General features: G+C 71.9%; 1 pseudogene. It reads right to left on the bottom strand.

Annotated elements, in window-relative coordinates:
• Positions 1 to 12: 12 nt before the first annotated feature.
• A pseudogene (locus V7793_RS37890) lies at positions 13 to 947 on the bottom strand (hypothetical protein); the annotation flags it as partial.

The following is a 947-nucleotide window of genomic DNA, read 5'->3' as shown; positions in this document are numbered from 1 at the left end:
CCGATGGACGTTTCATACTGCTCCTCCTGCAGGCATGAGTGGGGTTGGGGGCTTGAGGTGGGCCGATTCGGCGATCTGCCGGCGGTAGTCGGCCTCGGTTTCGGGGTTCCAGGGGATGCACCAGCGTCCTGAGGGGTCTTTGCGCCCGGGGGTGAGTTCGTGAGCGAGCCAGTAGTAGACAGTTCCGGGGCCGATCCCGAGCCGGGCGGCGACTTGCTTGACGGAGAGCTCGCCGTCGCGCAGGCAGCGGGTGCGGGGAGCGTGGATCTTGTAGGCGTGGCGGACCCAGCGCACCGCCTTGGCATCGTAGGGCCGGCCTTTGCCGGTGCGGTGGCCGTACTGGTTGAGGGTGTCGGCGAGGTCCTGATCGTTGAGGACGGGGCCGAAGCGGCGGGCCAGGGCGAGGGCCTTGGGCGGGGTGCGGGGCGGTCCGCTGCGCGGGGTGGTGATCAGGTCGGTGGCGCCGGTGTGCCAGCGCACCGCGATGCGGACGTCGCCGAACTCGTCGTCGGGCAGCAGGATGACGTCGCTGATCACCGCTCGCAGGAGGCGTTTGCGGTCTTTCGCGCTGGTGGTCGGGGCGTCCCAGAGGCGGGGCAGGTCGGTGGCGAGGGCCTCGATCTCGATGCGGCCGGGCAGCGGCGGGCGGGCCTCGCGGACGTGGACGAGCTGGGTCTCGGCCTCGGCCAGGGCCGCGAGCTTTTTCTCCCACCGGTCCTCGAGACTGCGGGCGACCAGCCGGTTCTCCGGCTCGACCCGGCTGAAGGCCCGCTCGGCGCGGTCCGCTTCGTAGCGGGCCCGTTCCACGGTGAGTTGGGCGGCGCGGTGAGCGCGGCTGTGCCGCTGGGCGACCTGTTCGGCGGCGTCCAGGGCGAGGGCGATCTCGTCGTGGGTGAGGGTGGTCAGCAGCAGGCAGGCGACCACGCCGTCGACGGTCGCGGCGGCGA

The organism is Streptomyces sp. KLMMK (assembly GCF_036961605.1).
Taxonomy (GTDB): domain Bacteria; phylum Actinomycetota; class Actinomycetes; order Streptomycetales; family Streptomycetaceae; genus Streptomyces; species Streptomyces telluris.
The sequence above is the reverse complement of the archived record's forward strand: the minus strand, read 5'-3'. Positions and strand labels throughout refer to the sequence as shown.